Origin of the sequence: Marilutibacter maris, from assembly GCF_003233695.1 — a bacterium.
Classification (GTDB): Bacteria; Pseudomonadota; Gammaproteobacteria; order Xanthomonadales; family Xanthomonadaceae; genus Marilutibacter; species Marilutibacter maris.
In genome coordinates, this window is the sequence record NZ_CP029843.1 from 3,987,567 (window position 1) to 4,003,383 (window position 15,817).

The 15,817-nt window shown below is 70.7% G+C and carries 10 protein-coding genes and 1 pseudogene; 6 read left to right on the forward strand and 5 right to left on the reverse strand.

The genetic code is table 11. The features are described 5' to 3' along the window. Window positions 1–16 precede the first annotated feature (16 nt). Window positions 17–307: an I78 family peptidase inhibitor gene (locus tag C9I47_RS17225; RefSeq protein ID WP_111267844.1), complete on the forward strand. Its 291-nt coding sequence runs from the start codon at window positions 17–19 to the stop codon at window positions 305–307. Further along, window positions 304–726 carry an I78 family peptidase inhibitor gene (locus tag C9I47_RS17230; RefSeq protein WP_111267845.1) on the forward strand — a complete coding sequence of 141 codons (423 nt, stop codon included), beginning with the start codon at window positions 304–306 and terminating at the stop codon, window positions 724–726. The genes C9I47_RS17225 and C9I47_RS17230 overlap by 4 nt, the downstream gene beginning before the upstream one ends. Window positions 727–738: 12 nt before the next feature. Here C9I47_RS17230 and C9I47_RS17235 read toward each other — a convergent pair whose 3' ends face one another. Continuing rightward, window positions 739–993 (reverse strand): hypothetical protein, encoded by a 255-nt coding sequence (locus C9I47_RS17235; RefSeq protein WP_141482752.1) that lies wholly within the window; start codon window positions 991–993, stop codon window positions 739–741. Between the two features lie 275 nt (window positions 994–1,268). On the opposite strand from C9I47_RS17235, the gene C9I47_RS18055 reads away from it, so the two are divergent. After that, window positions 1,269–3,194, forward strand: a complete 1,926-nt coding sequence (locus C9I47_RS18055) for an N-acetylmuramoyl-L-alanine amidase (protein WP_223250205.1) — start codon at window positions 1,269–1,271, stop codon at window positions 3,192–3,194. 118 nt (window positions 3,195–3,312) lie between these two features. Here the strand turns inward: C9I47_RS18055 and C9I47_RS17245 are convergent. Beyond that, a pseudogene (locus C9I47_RS17245) lies at window positions 3,313–4,569 on the reverse strand (TCR/Tet family MFS transporter); the annotation flags it as partial. 713 nt (window positions 4,570–5,282) lie between these two features. On the opposite strand from C9I47_RS17245, the gene gltB reads away from it, so the two are divergent. Together gltB and C9I47_RS17255 are read left to right on the forward strand one after the other, a co-directional pair. Then, window positions 5,283–9,782: a glutamate synthase large subunit gene (gene gltB, locus C9I47_RS17250; protein WP_223250206.1), complete on the forward strand. Its 4,500-nt coding sequence runs from the start codon at window positions 5,283–5,285 to the stop codon at window positions 9,780–9,782. Beyond that, entirely contained in the window at window positions 9,782–11,290 is a 1,509-nt protein-coding gene (locus C9I47_RS17255) for an FAD-dependent oxidoreductase (protein WP_111267849.1), read from the forward strand. Before gltB ends, C9I47_RS17255 begins: the two co-directional genes overlap by 1 nt. 31 nt (window positions 11,291–11,321) lie before the next feature. On the opposite strand, the gene C9I47_RS17260 is transcribed toward C9I47_RS17255, so the two are convergent. From C9I47_RS17260 to egtB, 3 genes are read right to left on the reverse strand one after another with little or no spacing between them, the layout of a single operon-like run. Then, complete coding sequence (locus C9I47_RS17260) at window positions 11,322–12,044, reverse strand: flavodoxin family protein (protein ID WP_111267850.1); 723 nt, start codon at window positions 12,042–12,044, stop codon at window positions 11,322–11,324. Window positions 12,045–12,075: 31 nt separating this feature from the next. Next, complete coding sequence (gene egtD, locus C9I47_RS17265; protein WP_407067489.1) at window positions 12,076–13,029, reverse strand: L-histidine N(alpha)-methyltransferase; 954 nt, start codon at window positions 13,027–13,029, stop codon at window positions 12,076–12,078. 14 nt (window positions 13,030–13,043) lie between these two features. Beyond that, window positions 13,044–14,417, reverse strand: coding sequence for an ergothioneine biosynthesis protein EgtB (gene egtB, locus C9I47_RS17270; RefSeq protein WP_111267852.1), 1,374 nt, complete (start codon window positions 14,415–14,417; stop codon window positions 13,044–13,046). A 119-nt stretch (window positions 14,418–14,536) separates the two neighbouring features. Between egtB and C9I47_RS17275 the strand changes: the two genes are divergently transcribed. Next, entirely contained in the window at window positions 14,537–15,706 is a 1,170-nt protein-coding gene (locus C9I47_RS17275) for an aminotransferase class V-fold PLP-dependent enzyme (protein WP_111267853.1), read from the forward strand. Window positions 15,707–15,817 lie beyond the last annotated feature (111 nt).

Consider the following 15,817-nt stretch of genomic DNA (forward strand, 5'->3'; position numbering starts at 1 on the left):
TGAGAGGAACGCCGCCATGCGCCTGCTCCCCTTTGCCGTCGCCGCGTCGGTGCTGACCGCCGTGTCCGCCTGCGCGCCGATGCCGCCTCCTCCGCCGCCGATGGCGCAATGCAATGCCGAGGGCGCGCGCTGGGCGATCGGCCTGGCGCCGGATCCGGAAGTGATCGAGCGGATCACCCGCGACACCGGCAGCCGCGACGTGCGGGTGCTGCACCCGGGCACCCCGGCGACGATGGATTACCGCCAGGACCGGGTCAACGTCGACGTCAACGAACGCGGCGCGATCAACGGCATCCGCTGCGGATGAAGACCCGATGCAAGGTGCCGGTGACCACGATGGCGGCGATGCTGATGACGATCGCGATGGCCGCGTGTTCGGCGACCACGCCCTCCACCGGCGACGCCGATGGCCGCTACGACGCCGACACCCAGGCGGACGCGGCAGCGGACGCGCCGGCGCAGCAGGCCCAGGCGCCGCGGCGTGCGCCGCCGATGTCCGATCCGCTGCCGGCCACCGCGATGACCTGTGACGCCGACAAGGCGCGCACCGAGATGGTCGGTCAGCCGGCCACCGAGGCCAATGTCGAGCGCGCGCGCGTCGCCAGCGGCGCCGAATCGGTGCGGGTGATCCGGCCCGGGATGATGGTGACGATGGAGTTCGTCGAGAGCCGGCTCAACATCGACGTCGACGTCGACAACGTCATCACCGGCCTGCGCTGCGGCTGAGCGCGGCGGCGCTCAGCGGTCGTCGTCGTTCTTGCCGCTGAAATCCACTTCCATCTTGTCGTCGTCGTCGGTCGACCAGGTCGCGCCCTGTTCGCGCTCGCACCAGGCCGGCACCGGCTCGCCGGTCTTCTCGTTGCCCATGCCGGTGCACTCCGGCCGTGCGTCGACCGCGGCATTGGTGTCGTAGTAACTCGGCCTGCTGGCGCAACCCGCAAGCGCCAGGGACAGGGACAGGGCCACCAGGCCCGTTGCATTGACTGCTTTCATCGCGACCGACCTCATCGGCATGTCCTGCGGATCCGGCGGCCAGTATGCGGCCGTCGTCGCAGGCGGGTATCTGGGTGGATGGTCACGACATTGCGTGATGTTCATCACATGTTTAGCCGATTGGCCTACCGCCGTTCGTCGGCGTTACCGATCGTCACCGCAATGGAATATTTTATTTCTTGATCCATTCGTCGGTTATTGAAACTTGCGAAAGGTAGAAGGGGCCAGGCAGCACCGGCAAGACGACCCAACCGACCAGTCAAGGACCACGGACGATGAAGACGATCAAGACCCCGGCGGCAGGATTGCTGTCCGCCACCCTCGCCAGCCTGCTCGCAAGCACCGCGCTGGCGGCGCCGCCCCAGGCAGCGCCCGCCGCCGCGGAAGACGCGGCCCTGAACCAGCGCCTGCAACAGGAAGAAGCGCGCCTGCGCCCGCAACGGGCGGCATTCGCCGGCCATTTCCGCCAGGCCTACGCACGCTACCCGGCGATCCCGGCCGGCACCCTGGAGGCGATCGCCTACGTGCAGAGCCGCTGGATGCACCTGAGCCCGGAGCCGGCCAGCGAGGGCGGCAGCCATCAGCACATGCCGCGCGCCTACGGCGTGATGGGCCTGTACCACGGTGAGGGTTTCGCCGACCAGGTCGGCGAGGGCGCGCGCCTGCTCGGCGTCCCGGCCGCGCGGGTGATCGCCGACCCGCGCACCAACATCCTCGCCGCCGCCGCCCTGCTCGACCGCGAGATCCGCGCCAGCAGCCCCCTCGCGCGCCCGGCCAACGACGACATCGCCGCCGCGCTGGCCGCCTATGCGGGCTTTTCCTCCGGCGATGCCCCGGTCGCCCGCAGCGCGGTGATGGACTTCGCCCACACCAGCTTCGCCTACGACGTGCTGCTCGCCCAGGACCGCGGCGTCAACGATCGCGGCATCGTCGTGCCCGAGCGCGCGGTGCGCTGGGAGCACGCGTTCACCCCGGCCCAGCTGATCCAGCAGAAGGCGCCGTTCGTGCGCCTGGACGTCGAGGCCGACCGGGTGATCACCGACCAGTACGCGATCGATCCGGTCAGCGAGACCCTGATGCGGACCGCGCCGGCCGGCGGCGACAAGGTCCAGGCCAATGCCGACGTCGGCATCATGAGCACCGACTACGGTCCGGCGATCTGGAACCCGGCGCACTCGTCCAACTACACCGCCTCGCGCAGCGCCTCGGTCAGCGCGGTCACCATCCACACCGCGCAGGGCAGCTATTCCGGCACGATCTCCTGGTTCAAGAACTCCTCCGCCAACGTCAGCGCCCACTACGTGATCCGCAGTTCCGACGGCCAGGTCACCCAGATGGTGCGCAATCACCACACCGCCTGGCACGTGCGCAGCCACAACAGCTACACCCTCGGCATCGAGCACGAGGGCTACGTCAACAACAGCTCCTGGTACACCAGCGCGATGTACAACAGCTCGGCGGCGCTGGTGCGCTCGTTCTGCTCCAAGTACTCGGCGATCAGCTGCGCCAGCGCCTACAGCGGGCCGGCCAGCAGCGGCATCAACGTGCTGCCGACCAGCGTCAAGATCAAGGGCCACCAGCACTACAGCGGCCAGACCCACACCGACCCGGGCATCAACTGGAACTGGGGCAGCTACTACAACCTGCTCAACCCCGGCAGCGGCGGCACCACCAAGGTGCTCGACAGCTTCGAGAGCAGCGTCGGCCACTTCAACACCAGCCCGGCCTATTCGGGCAGCACCACCGGCATCTCCAGCGCCTCGCTGGCCGAGCGCAACTGCAGCATCCGCCACAACGGCAGCTGCTCGTTGCGGGTATTGCTGAAGGACAACACCTCCAGCTCGTCGAGCTGGGCGGTGCGCCTGCTGTCCGGCAGCGGCAGCCCGTCGAACAACACCTCGCTCAGCCGCAGCAACGGCCGGGTCGGCTTCTGGGTGTACTCGGCCGGCAGCGGCATGAGCGTGGCGGTCGGCATCGACGACAGCGACGGCACCGAGCGTTCGACCTCGCGTTCGCTGGCCGCCAACACCTGGACCTGGGTCGAATGGGACCTGACCAACAGCGGCCACTGGAACGCCTGGGTCGGCGGCAACGGCGCGATCACCGCCGGCAGCGTGACCCTGGATGCGATCTGGCTGTATCGCGCGCAGACCAGCTACGACGTCAACGTCTACATCGACAACGTGACGGTCAAGAACTGAGGCATGCCCGACGCGGCGGGGCCGGGCGCGATGCCCGGTCCCGTCATGGCGTCTCCGCGACCGTGTCGCTGCGCGGCGGCGCCTGCTCCGGTGCCGTGTCCGCGACCTGTTGCGGTTCCGCCTCGTGCACCGGCGCGGTCGCCGCGCGCGGCGCCTTCCACCAGGCGATCAGCACCGCGCAGGCCAGCAGCACGCCGGCGATCAGCCACGGCGCGCCGGGCAGGTGGACCGGCGCGGCATCGTCGATGAAATAGCCGAAGCTGCCGGCGAACAGGGCCGGCCCGACGATCCCGGCCATCGACACCAGACTCATCAGCGCGCCCTGGATGCGGCCCTGCACCTGCGGGCCGACCTCGCGGGTGATCAGGGCCTGGGTCGCCGGCGCCGCCAGCGCCCACAAGGCGCTGACCGGGATGCCGAGCAGCCACAGCCAACCGTTGCCGGTCAGGCCGTAGACGGTGAAACCGATCACCCCGCAGCTCAGGCCCAGCAACAGGGTGCGGCGCTCGCCCAGGCGCTGCACGATGCGCCCCACCAGGACCGCGTTGACGATGATGCTGCACACCCCGACCAGGAACAGCACCCAGCCCACCTGCTGCGGACCCCAGTCGAAGCGGTAGCCGGCGAACAGCACGAAGACGCTGGGGTAGACGTAATGGGCGAGGTTGGCCAGGAACACCACCGCGGCCAGGCCGAACACCATCGGGTACTGCCGCAGCAGGCCGATCGAACCGACCGGGTTGGCGTGCGACCAGTCGAAGCGCGGGCTGCGCTTCTCCTTGGGCAGCGATTCGGGCAGCACGAACAGCCCATAGGCGAAGTTCAGCAGGGCCAGCCCGGCGGCGAACCAGAACGGCAGGCGCAGATCGATCTCGCCGAGCCAGCCGCCGATCGCCGGCGCCACCGTGAAGCCGATGCCGAACGCGGCGCCGATCATGCCGTAGCTCTTGGCGCGCTGCTCCGGCGGCACCACGTCGGCGACATAGGCATTGGCGGTGGTGAAGCTGGCCGAGGTGATGCCGGAGATGATCCGCCCGACCAGCAGCCAGGCCAGGGTCGGCGCCAGCGCCATGAACACGAAGTCCAGACCCAGGCCCAGGCACGACAACAGGATCACCGGGCGGCGGCCGAAGCGGTCCGACAGCGCGCCCTGGATCGGCGAGGTCACGAACTGGATCGCCGCGAAGATGGTGCCGAACGCACCGACCCAGTAGGCCGCATGCGCGGTGTCGCCGCCGGAGAACTGCTCGATCAGGTGCGGCAGCACCGGGATGATCAGCCCGAACGCCAGCACGTCGATCAGCACGACGAAGAAGATGAAGGCCAGCGCGGCGCGGCGTTTCGCGCCAGTGGCGGCGGGTGCGGACTCGGTCATGGGGGCCGGCGGACGGCGGGGGGAGCGGCAAGTCTACCGGTTCGCCGCGCAGGCCCGGAGGGCCATTGGTCCCCGCCGCGCGGGGGCAATCGGGCATGGAAGGGGGCGCCACGACGCCTCCATCCACGCAACTCCCATGCCGAAGGGTTTCGCAGGAGCGGCGTAAGCCGCGATCGGGCTCTCATGGGAAGGCTTCGTCGCGGCTTACGCCGCTCCTACCGGGTCGTCCGCGCGGGCTCATCGAGGCAGCGGCGGATCCGGTAGGCATGGACGGAACGATCACGCGACACCCGGTCCGGGGTTCGTAGGAGCGGCGTGAGCCGCGATCGGACTCTCATGGGAAGGCTTCGTCGCGGCTTACGCCGCTCCTACGAAGAGCAGGAGGGCATTCGCCCCCAGCCCTCTAAGTCAGGGGGCTGGGCCACACGCCGCTGCTACGACATTTCGGTGAGGCCGACAGTCACGGCCGTAAAAATAGTTTCATTTTCAACCATTTACTTGAAAAGCAGACCATTTGCCGCAGCGCACAAATTGTGCTTAAGTCGGGAGACCCTGGGTTCCCGGCAGGCCGGATCGCGCAAGCGAACCGCGCTGTTCCGTCCCCGCCTTCCGGGCCCTCCGGCACTGTCACAACGGAGTCCTGCATGGCGTCTGCGCAACACCCCGCCGTCCCCGTCGACCCGCGCCCGAACCGCGGTGCGCACACTCCGTCCTTGCCGGCAGCAACTCCGGCGGAACGAACCTCGCCCGGGCTCTACGACCCCAGCGACGAGCGCGACGCCTGCGGCTTCGGCCTGATCGCCCAGCTCGACGACCGCCCCAGCAACGCGCTGGTGCAGCGCGCGCTGGAGGCGTTGTCGCGGATGACCCACCGCGGCGGCATCGCCGCCGACGGTCTGTCCGGCGACGGCTGCGGCCTGCTGCTGCGCCAGCCCGACGCCTTCCTGCGCGCGCTGGCCGGCGAGGCCGGGATCGCGCTGGGCCAGCGCTACGCCGCCGGTCTGGTGTTCCTGCCGCATGACGACGCCGCCGCCGCGACCGCGCGCGAGGCCTTCGCCACCGCACTGCGCGAGGTGAAGCTGGCGGTCGCCGGCTGGCGCACGGTGCCGGTCGACACCTCGGTCTGCGGCGAACTGGCGAAGCGGTCGCTGCCGCGGATCGAGCAGTTGTTCGTGGTGCCCGCGGTCGACATCGACGGCGAGCGTCCGGACCCGTCGGCGTTCCTGCACGCGCTGTACCTGGCGCGGCGCCGCTGCGAGCAGCGCCTGCGCGCGCTCGGCGCGGCCTTCGACGATGTCTATCCGGTGACCCTGTCCGCCAGCACGATCGGCTACAAGGGCATGGTCATGCCCGAGCATCTGGCGACCTTCTATCCGGACCTGCAACGTCCAGAGCTGGCCAGCAGCGCGGTCGTGTTCCACCAGCGCTTCTCCACCAACACCACCCCGCGCTGGCCGCTGGCGCAGCCGTTCCGGATGCTCGCCCACAACGGCGAGATCAACACCATCGCCGGCAATCGCGCCTGGGCGCAGGCACGCGCCCACGTGTGGCGCACGCCGACCCTGGACCCGCGCGAGTTCGATCCGGTGATCAACATGCGCGGCTCGGATTCGCAGAGCCTGGACGAGATGCTCGAGCTGCTGGAAGCCGGCGGCATGGACCTGCTCAAGGCGATGCGCATCCTGGTGCCGCCGGCGACCCAGTCGCTGGAGTACAAGGACGCCGACCTGGCCGCGTTCTACGAGTACTACGCGCTCAACACCGAGCCCTGGGACGGCCCCGCCGGCATCGTCACCTGCGACGCGCGCTACGCCGCCTGCAGCCTGGACCGCAACGGCCTGCGCCCGGCGCGCTGGGCGCTGAGCCGCGACCGCCACTTCATGATCGCCTCCGAGGCCGGGGTCTGGGACCTGGCCGCGGCCGATGTCGAGGCCAAGGGCAAGCTCGGCCCCGGCGAGATGATCGCCGCCGACCTGCATGCCGGCGAGCTGCTGGACACCGAGGCGATCGACCGCATCAACCGCGGCCGCGCGCCGTACAAGCGCTGGCTCAAGCAGGGCATGACCTACCTGCAGAACGAGTTGATCGATCCCAGCACCGCCGCCGAGCCGTTCGACGCCGCGACCCTGGCCCGTTTCCAGAAGCTGTTCCAGCTCAGCCGCGAGGAGCGCGAGCAGGTGCTGCGGCCGCTGGCCGAGACCGAGCAGGAGGCGACCGGCTCGATGGGCGACGACGTGCCGGTGGCGGCGATCAGCCAGCAGGTGCGGCCGCTGTACGACGGCTTCCGCCAGGCCTTCGCCCAGGTCACCAATCCGCCGATCGACCCGTTGCGCGAGGACTGCGTGATGTCGCTGGCGACCCAGCTCGGGCGCGAGGGCAACATCTTCGTCGACGGCCCGGACAACGTCGCCCACGTGCTGCTGAACTCGCCGGTGATGTCGCAGCGCAAGATCCGCCAGCTGGTGTCGATGGCGCCCTACGACACCGCGCACCGCCATGTGCGCCTGGACTACGACCCCGACGAGGGGCTGGAGGCGGCGCTGCGGCGGATCTGCGCCGAGTCCGAGGCCGCCGCCCGCGCCGGCCGCACGATGCTGATCCTCAGCGACCGCTACCCCGAGCAGGGACGATTGATGGCGCACGCGCTGCTGGCCACCGGCGCGGTCCACCAGCACCTGGTCCGCAGCGGGCTGCGCTGCGAGGTCAACCTGATCGTCGAGACCGGCACCGCGCGCGACCCGCACCACTTCGCCTGCCTGATCGGCTTCGGCGCGACCGCGGTCTACCCCTACCTCGCCTACCAGACCCTGCACGACCTGGCCGAACGCGGGATCCTCAAGACCCCCGACGGCGAGATCGCCCAGGTCGGCCGCAGCTACCGCCGCGGGATCAAGAAGGGCCTGCTGAAGATCATCTCCAAGATGGGCATCAGCACCATCGGCAGCTACCGCGGCGCGCAGTTGTTCGAGATCATCGGCCTCGACCGCGAGGTCGTGGCGCTGTGCTTCGACGGCGCGCCGGCGCGGATCGGCGGCGCCGGCTTCGCCAGCCTGCAGGCCGATGCCGCGCAGCTGGCCGCGCACGCCTGGGACGACAGCGCGCTGCCGCAGATCGGCGGCCTGCTCAAGTTCAGGCCCGGCGGCGAGTACCACCAGTACAACCCCGACGTGGTGATGGACCTGCAGCGCGCGGTCAACAGCGGCGACCGCGCCGACTGGCAGCGCTACGCCGATACCGTCAACCGGCGTCCGAGCGCGGCCCTGCGCGACCTGCTGGCGCTGCGCCCGCAGGGCGCCGAGCCGCTGCCGCTGGACCAGGTCGAACCGGTCGCCTCGCTGGTGCGCCGCTTCGACACCGCCGCGATCAGCCTCGGCGCGCTGTCGCCGGAGGCGCACGAGGCGCTGGCGATCGCGATGAACCGGCTCGGCGGGCGCAGCAACTCCGGCGAGGGCGGCGAGGACCCGGTCCGCTACGGCACCGACAAGGCCTCGAAGATCAAGCAGATCGCCTCCGGCCGCTTCGGGGTGACCCCGCAGTACCTGGTCAATGCCGAGGTGCTGCAGATCAAGGTCGCCCAGGGCGCCAAGCCCGGCGAGGGCGGCCAGCTGCCCGGCCACAAGGTCAACGAACTGATCGCGCGGCTGCGCCATGCGACCCCCGGCATCGGCCTGATCTCGCCGCCGCCGCACCACGACATCTATTCGATCGAGGACCTGGCCCAGCTGATCTTCGACCTCAAGCAGGTCAATCCCGACGCGCTGGTCTCGGTCAAGCTGGTCAGCCATGCCGGGGTCGGCACGATCGCCGCCGGCGTCGCCAAGGCCGGCGCCGACCTGATCACCATCTCCGGCCACGACGGCGGCACCGGCGCCAGTCCGCTGTCGTCGATCCGCTACGCCGGCACGCCGTGGGAGATCGGTCTGTCGGAGGCGCGCCAGGCGCTGGTCGCCAACAAGCTGCGCGACCGGGTGATCCTGCAGACCGACGGCGGCCTCAAGACCGGACTGGACGTGGTCAAGGCGGCCCTGCTGGGCGCGGAGAGCTTCGGCTTCGGCACCGCGCCGATGATCGCGCTGGGCTGCAAGTACCTGCGCATCTGCCACCTCAACAACTGCGCGACCGGCGTCGCCACCCAGGACGAGCGCCTGCGCAGCGCGCACTTCACCGGCCTGCCGGAGAAGGTCGAGAACTTCTTCCGGCTACTGTCGGAGGAGGTCCGCGGCTATCTGGCGCAGCTGGGCGCGCGCAGCCTGGGCGAGATCGTCGGCCGGGTCGATCTGCTCGAACAGATCGACCGCGAGGGCGCGCACGGACGCCGGGTCGACCTGGCCCCGCTGCTGGCCGCCGAGGGCCTCGCCGACGGCGGCCACTGCGGCGTGCCGCAACCGGCGCCGGCGCCGACCGGACTGGCCGCCGAACTCGACGCCGCACTGGCCGGGGCGATCGCCGGCAAGCGCGGCGGCGCCTACCGCTTCGACATCCGCAACACCGACCGCAGCATCGGCGCGCGCCTGTCCGGTGCGGTCGCGCGCCGGCATGGCGACCATGGCATGGCCGACGCGCCGATCGCGCTGCGCTTCGACGGCAGCGCCGGGCAGAGCTTCGGCGCCTTCAATGCCGGCGGCCTGCACCACGAGCTGGTCGGCGAGGCCAACGACTACGTCGGCAAGGGCATGACCGGCGGCCGCATCGTGGTGCGCCCGCCCGAGGACGCGCGCTGGATCGCCCACGAGACCGCGATCATCGGCAACACCTGCCTGTACGGCGCCACCGGCGGCGAGTTGTACGCCAGCGGCCGCGCCGGCGAGCGCTTCGGGGTGCGCAACTCCGGCGCGACCGCGGTGATCGAGGGCGCCGGCGATCACTGCTGCGAGTACATGACCGGCGGCGCGGTCGCGGTGCTCGGCCGCACCGGGCTGAACTTCGGCGCCGGCTTCACCGGCGGCATGGCCTACGTGCTCGACATGGACCGCGATTTCGTCGACCGCTACAACCACGAGCTGATCGACATCGTGCGCATCGCCGGCGACGGCTTCGAGCACCACCGCTCGCACCTGCGCGACCTGCTGGAGGCGCACGCGCGCCACACCGGCAGCGAGCGGGCGCGACGCATCCTCGACGAGATGCGCGACTACATCGGCAAGTTCTGGCTGGTGAAGCCGAAGGCGGCAAGCCTGGCGTCGCTGGCCGAAAATCTGAAGAGGGCGGCGTGATGGCGAAGCCTGCACCGAAGAAGAACGTGTTCGAGTTCCTCGAGCTGCCGCGCGAGATGCCGCGGCGGATTCCGCTGGCGCTGCGCCGCGACGGCGACTGGGGCGAGCTGTACGGACGCTTCAACGACGAGGCCGCGCGCCACCAGGCCGGACGCTGCCTGGACTGCGGCAATCCGTACTGCTCGTGGAAGTGCCCGCTGCACAACTACATCCCCAACTGGCTCGAACTCGCCCGCGAGGACCGCGTGCACGAGGCGGCGACGCTGTGCCACGAGACCAATCCGCTGCCGGAGATCTGCGGCCGGGTCTGCCCGCAGGACCGCCTGTGCGAGGGCAGCTGCACGCTCGACGACGGCTTCGGCGCGGTCACCATCGGCGCGGTCGAGAAGTACATCGTCGATCGCGCGGTCGCCGACGGCTGGCGCCCGGACCTGTCGCGGGTGGTCGCGACCGGGCAGCGGGTGGCGGTGATCGGCGCCGGCCCGGCCGGGCTGTCCTGCGCCGACCGTCTCGCCCGCGCCGGCATCGAGGCGGTGGTCCACGACCGCTACGAGCAGATCGGCGGCCTGCTGCAGTTCGGCATCCCCAGCTTCAAGCTCGACAAGTCGGTGGTGCAGACCCGCCGCGAGATCCTCGAGGGCATGGGCGTGCGCTTCCGCCTCGGCGTCGAGGTCGGCCGCGACCTCAGCCTCGACGCACTGCTGGACGAGTACGACGCGGTGTTCCTCGGCCTGGGCAGCTACCGCTACACCGATGGCGGCCTGCCCGGCCAGGACCTGGCCGGGGTGCTGCCGGCGCTGCCGTTCCTGGTCCAGAACGGTCGGGTGGTCGGCGGCGTGCAGCCGCAGGGACGGCCGATCGCCGGCTGGGAAGACCGCATCGAGCTGCCCGACCTGAAGGGCCGGCGGGTGGTCGTGCTCGGCGGCGGCGACACCGGCATGGATTGCGTGCGCAGCGCGATCCGGCTCGGCGCGGCCGAGGTCACCTGCGCCTACCGCCGCGACGAGGCCAACATGCCCGGCTCCGCGCGCGAGGTCGGCAACGCCCGCGAGGAAGGCGTGCGCTTCCTGTTCAACCGCCAGCCGCTGGAACTGGTCGGCCGCGACGGCCGGGTCAACGGCGTGCGCGTGGTCGAGACCCGCATGGGCGCGCCCGACGCCAACGGCCGCCAGCGCGCCGAGCCGGTCGAGGGCAGCGAATCCACCCTCGCCGCCGACGTGGTGATCATCGCCTTCGGCTTCCGCCCCGACGCGCCGGACTGGTTGGCCGCGCACGGCATCGAACTGGAGGACGACGGCCGTATCCGCACCTCAGGCGAACGCGGCGCGCATCCCTACCAGACCGCGCATCCGCGCGTGTTCGCCGGCGGCGACGCGGTGCGCGGCGCCGATCTGGTGGTCACCGCCGCGTTCGAGGGCCGCGAGGCCGCCGGCGGGATCGCCCGGCTGCTGCGCAACGGCGGCGGACGGCGGCTGCCGGTGCCCGAAGCGGACATCGCCGCCGCCTGAGTCACGGGCCGCGCGGCTCAGCGGTGCAGGCTCAGCGGTACTCGGGGTTGGGATGATCGAAGCGGCAACCGGCATCCCAGCGGTCGCGCTGGTTGCCGTGCGCGGGGATGCCGCCGGCGTCGCGCAGCAATCGCGCCAGGTGCATCAGGTTCCAGGCCATGAAGGTGGTGTTGCGCTGGGTGAAGTCGTTGTCGTAACCGGCGCCCTCGTCGCCATAGGACGGCCCCGGGCCGGCCTCGCCGATCCAGCCGGCGTCGGCCTGCGGCGGAATCGTGTAGCCCAGGTGCTGCAGCGCGTACAACACGGTCATCGCGCAGTGCTTGATGCCATCCTCGTTGCCGGTCACCAGGCAGCCGCCGACGCGGCCGTAATAGGCGTACTGGCCGCGGTCGTTGAGATTGCCGGACTCCGAGTACAGCCGCTCGATCACCCGCCGGCACACCGAGCTCTCCTCGCCCAGCCAGATCGGCGTGCACAGCACCAGGATGTCGGCGGCCATCACTTTCCGGCTCAATGCCGGCCAGTCGTCGCGGGCGAAACCGTGCGCGGTCATGTCCGGCTGCACGCCCGGGGCCAGGTCCAGGTCGACCGGACGGACCGACTCCACCTCGACCCCGTTGCTCCGCATCACCGCCGCGGCGACGTCGATCAGGCGTTCGGTGTGCGAGGCCACGCCGCTGGGCTTGAGCGTGCAGTTGAGGAACAGTGCGCGCAGGTCGTCGTAGCGTGCCGGCGATTTCGGTGCCTCGGTCATCGCGGTGTCCTCGGAGTTGGCGGCGCGCGCCTCAGGCCGGTTGCAGCAGACGCAGGCCGAAGGCGTCGCCGGGGGCGTTCCAGCGCTCGACCACCTTCAGGCCCGCGCGGGCAATCAGTGCCTGGAAACTGGCATCGGTGTACTTGTGGCTGTACTCGACCTGCATCGCCTCGCCGTCCTGGAAGTGGAAGCGGCGCCCGTCCACCTGCACCTCCTGGTCGCGGGTGCTGACCAGGCAGGTCTCGATGCGCTCGCGTTCGGACACGTAGCGGGCCTGGTGGCGGAAGCCGTCGGGCTGGAAGTTGGTGCCGACGTCGCGGTTGAGCCGGGTCAGCAGATTCAGGGTGAACGCGGCGGTGACCCCGGCGGCGTCGTTGTAGGCGGCCTCGATGGTGGCCGCGTCCTTGACCAGGTCGATGCCGACCAGGGCCTGGCCGCGCGCACCCATGGTCTTGCGCATCGAACACAGCAGCGACTCGGCGGCATCGGCGGTGAAGTTGCCCAGGGTCGAACCGGGGAAGAACACCAGGGTGTGGCCGGCCTCGCGCTCGGGTCGCGGCACCGGCACCGGCTGGGTGAAGTCGGCGCAGACCGGCAGCATCTCGATCCCGGGAAACGCCTCGGCCAGGCGCTCGACACTGGCCAGCAGCGCGCTGCGCGATATCTCGATCGGGGTGTAGGCGACCGGATCGGTCAGGCCGGCCAGCAGCAGACGGGTCTTGCGGCCACTGCCGCTGCCGTACTCGACCACGTGCGGGCAGTCGTTGACCGCCGCGGCGATCGCCGGCATCGAGGCCTCCAGCAGGGCCAGTTCGACCCGGGTCAGGTAGTACTCGGGCTGGCGGGTGATCTGCTCGAACAGATGCGAGCCGCGGGCATCGTAGAAGTACTTCGACGACAGCCGCTTCGGCGTCGACGACAGACCCTCGAGGGTGTCGCCGAGGATGTCGTCGGGGGTGGGATGAAGATCGGTCAACGGTGGCATCGTCGCGGCATTCGTCATTGCTCGTCCCTGGCCAGGCGCAGACCGGAGAACTGCCAACGGTCCGGCGGATAGAAGAAATTGCGGTAGCTGGCGCGCAGGTGGTCGCGCGGGCTGGCGCAACTGCCGCCGCGCAGGACCCACTGCCCGCACATGAACTTGCCGTTGTATTCGGCCAGCGAGCCGGGAAGGGTACGGAAGCCCGGATAGGCGCCATAGGCGCTGGCGGTCCACTCCCAGACATCGCCGAACATCTGCGCCAGTCCGCGACCGGTCGCCGCCGGCGCGCACGGCTGCAGGCGGTCGTCGTCGGCGAAGTGGCCGATGACCGCGAGCGGACGCGCGGCCTGCTCCCATTCGGCCTCGGTCGGCAGCCGCGCACCGGCCCAGCGCGCGAAGGCGTCGGCCTCGAAATAGCTCAGGTGGCAGACCGGCGCGTGCGGATCGATGACGCGCATGCCGCCGAGGGTGAACGCGCGTTCGCCGTCCTCGTCCCAGTACAGCGGCGCGGTCCAGCCCTCGGCCTGGACCCGCGCCCAACCCTCGCTCATCCACAGCGCCGGCTCGCGGTAGCCGCCGGCGTCGATGAAGGCGCGGTACTCGGCGTTGTTCACCGGCCGCGAAGCCAGCGCGTGCGCCGGCACCAGCACCCGGTGCGGCGGCGACTCGTTGTCGTAGGCGAACTCCGTCGCCCGCGGCCACGCCGGCGCTCCGATCTCGACCACCGCCTCGTCGAATCCGATCCATGCCGATGGCGACGACGACGATGCCGCCGCGGTCGCCAGATCGTCGCGATAGGCCGGTCGCAGCGGGTTGCACCACAGCGCGTGCTTGATGTCGGTCAGCAACAACTCCTGGTGCTGTTGCTCGTGGTGGGTGCCCAGCAGCAGCACCTGGCGCGCGACCGGGTCGAGCGCATCGCGCGCGAACGCCTCATCGATCGCGTCATCGACCGCCTCGCGGTAGGCCAGCACCTCGGCCAGCGACGGCCGCGACAACAGGCCGCGCGCCGGTCGCGCGTGCATCGGCCCGGCGCTCTGGTAGTAGCTGTTGAACAGGTAATGCCAGTCGGGGCGGTAGGGCCGGTAGTCGGGATCGCGGCCGAGCACGAACAGTTCGAAGAACCAGGTCGTGTGGGCCAGGTGCCACTTGGCGGGACTGGCGTCGGCCATGCTCTGCACCATCGCGTCCTCGGGCGACAGCGGCGCGGCCAGCGCGAGGCTGCGCGCACGCACGTGGCGGTAGCGTGCGGCCAGTGCGTCGCCGGTCCGCGCCTGGCAAGCCGGCAGGGCGTCGGTTGCGGGCTCGTCGGTTGCGGTGGTGTCCGCCACAGCGGCGGCCTGCGGATGTAGCGGTACCGCTTGCGCGGACGGGGCGATGGACGCTGTCATCGGCCCCGAGCTTACTCCACCCGCGATGACGGGCCGTGCATAGCCCGTCACGCTGCTGCCGCAACGGTGGCAGGATGTCGCGACGCGATCCCGCGTAAATGCCGTAGAACCCCGTACCGATGCCGCTTTCCGACCACGACGCTCTCACCGACCTGTTCGCGACGCCGCCAGGCACGCTGTATCTGGACAGCGCCGCGCACGGTCCGCGCCTGTGCAGCGTGCACAGCGCCGCCGAAGCCGCGCTCGCCGACGGCGTCGCGCCGTGGCGGATCGACATGGACGACTGGTACGCGTCGATCGAACGGGTGCGCACGCTGGCGGCGATGATCTTCGAAGGCGACGGCTTCCGCGGCGATGGCGACGGCGTCGCGCTGGTGCCGTCGGTCGGCTACGCGATGTCGCTGGCCGCGAACAATCTCGCACTGGATGCCGACGACACGGTGCTGGTGCTGGAAGGACAGTTCCCGTCCAACCTGCTGCCGTGGCAGCAACGTTGCGCGCAGACCGGCGCCGGCCTGGTCGCGGTGCGGCGCGCGCCCGGCCAGGACTGGACCGCGGCGGTGCTCGCCGCGCTCGACACCGATCCGGCGATCCGGATCCTGGCACTGCCGCACGCGCACTGGCACGACGGCGCCCTGCTCGATCTGGACCGGATCTCGGCACGGGCACAGGCGCGCGACGCGGCGCTGGTGCTGGACCTGAGCCAGAGCCTGGGCGCATTGCCGGCCGACATCGCCCGCTGGCGACCGCAGTTCGTGGCCGCGGTCGGACACAAGTGGCTGCTGGGCAGCCACGGTCTGGCCTATCTGTGGGCCGCGCCGCACTGGCGCGCTCACGGACAGCCGCTGGAACAGAACTGGTTCGCCCGCGAACATGCCGCGGCGATGGCATCGCCGTCGCAGCCGCCGCCGTACCGCGCCGGCGCGCGCCGCTTCGATGCCGGTGGCGTCGCCCATGCGCAGAAGCTGGCGATGGCCGCCGCCGCGCTGTCGCAGTTGCAGGACTGGAGCATCGCCGCACTGTCGCAGGCACTGGGCGCGCGCACCGCCGCGTTCGACGCGGTGTTGCGCGAACACGGCCTCGAGGACTGGGGCACGCCCGGCCATGCGCCGCACCTGTTCGGACTGCGACCGGCCGCGCAGCGGCTGGACGCGGTGGCGCGCGCACTTGCCGACGCGGGCGCCGTGTTTACCCAACGTCACGGAGTGTTGCGAATCGCCCCGCACCTGCAGGTCACCCCCGCACAGATGCGGATGCTCGCCGAGCGCGTGGTGGCCGCGGCCCAATAGGACCTGTAGGAGCGGTGTAAACCACGATGAAGATTTCCCTTGAAGGCCCGATCGCGGCTTACGCCGCTCCTACAGGACAGGGACAGTTGACCCAGCCCCCTGAGTCAGGGG